This window comes from Acidithiobacillus sp. TH-A36, from assembly GCF_057473445.1.
The window spans coordinates 1-1431 of the sequence record NZ_JBYCKP010000432.1 but is presented as its reverse complement, the minus strand read 5'-3'; the positions used below and the strand labels follow the sequence as shown (position 1 = coordinate 1431).

The following is a 1431-nucleotide window of genomic DNA, read 5'->3' as shown; positions in this document are numbered from 1 at the left end:
CCGCAACCGCTGCAGGCAGCGGGCGACCGCCGGTCGCCACGAAGCCCAAAGCATGCAACGCGACCGCCAGCACCTGCACGCCCCGGCGGGGGGATCCGTCAGCGCCCACCACCGCCACAGAGTCGCCCACCCGGTTGACGAAATCGGTGACCACCAGCCCTGCTTTATCATCATCCCCCATCTGCTCAGTGCAACGGCGCTGTTACTGGCATTTGCCCTCGCCGGTGCGGCTTGCGGTATATACTACCCCTACAGCATGGCTTTCGGGGTAGCCGCACACGGCAAGGAAGGTACGCAAATGGCTGGACTATTGGTTGGAGCGCTGATGATTGGAGAAGGCATCGGCTCTACCGGACTGGGTCCACTGCAACATTTCATTTCACTGAATCAGATTTATACTTTTTCCGCCCTATGGGCGATCCCACTGCTCTGGCTGGCCTGGCGCAATAGCCGGCAGCACCAGGAAACTTCATAACCATGAGGCAGAATTCAGAGAAAATAGTGATTATCGGTGCAGGATTTGGCGGATTACATGTTGCCAGGCGTCTTGCCAAATCTGAGCACCAGGTAATGGTTATAGATTGCCACAATTATCATCTATTTCAGCCACTGCTCTATCAGGTTGCCGTAGGTGATCTGGAAAGCAATGCTATTGCATCTCCGCTAAGACCCTTGCTGAGGGCACAGAATATTCGCTTTCATTGGGGCTGCGTTGAAAAAATCGACTGGAATGAAAACAAAATACATTGCACCGATGGCATTGAGATTTCTTGGGATAAATTAATTCTTTCCTTTGGAACCGTAACCAATTTTTTCGGAAACAAGGAAATTGCAGAGAATGCGCTTCATTTAAAAAATATAGAAGCTGCGGAGCATGTTCAAAGCAGAATTATTGCGGCCCTGGAAAAAGCCAGCTCATCTGTTTCTGAAGAAGAACAGAGGCGCCTATTACATTTTGTCATAGCAGGAGGAGGCCCTACGGGGGTCGAATTTTGTGGTGCCCTGCTTGAATTGTTACGCATTATTATTCCTCGAGACTATCCTGAGCTTTCCCATTCCACATACCAAGTGACTTTGGTTCAGGGTGGAGACGCACTACTTCCTGGTTTTGATGAAAAATTACAAAAAAAGGCTTATGAGAAGTTGCAAAATCTTGGTGCCGATATTTTATTAGGAAAGCATGCAGATGGATTTGATGGAAAAACAGTGCGGCTCGGAGACGTTCAAATACCAGCTGCAACGCTGATATGGACAGCCGGGGTCACTGCCCATCCCCTCATCCATCAAATACCGGGAAAAAAAATGCATAATGGGAGAATTCCTGTAGATCAACATTGCAGGCTAATAGATCACGCAAACGTCTATGCAATAGGTGATCTTGCCTATGGAGAAAATCAGGATAAGGTATGGCCACAAGTAGCCCCTTTTGCC

The 1431-nt window shown here is 49.2% G+C and carries 1 protein-coding gene and 1 pseudogene; both read left to right on the top strand.

The window, feature by feature from the left end:
• A pseudogene (locus AC2VLY_RS11165) lies at positions 1 to 475 on the top strand (hypothetical protein); the annotation flags it as partial.
• A gap of 2 nt (positions 476 to 477) precedes the next feature.
• Positions 478 to 1431 (top strand): NAD(P)/FAD-dependent oxidoreductase (locus tag AC2VLY_RS11160; RefSeq protein WP_486922291.1); only part of this gene is annotated, 954 nt, incomplete at its 3' end.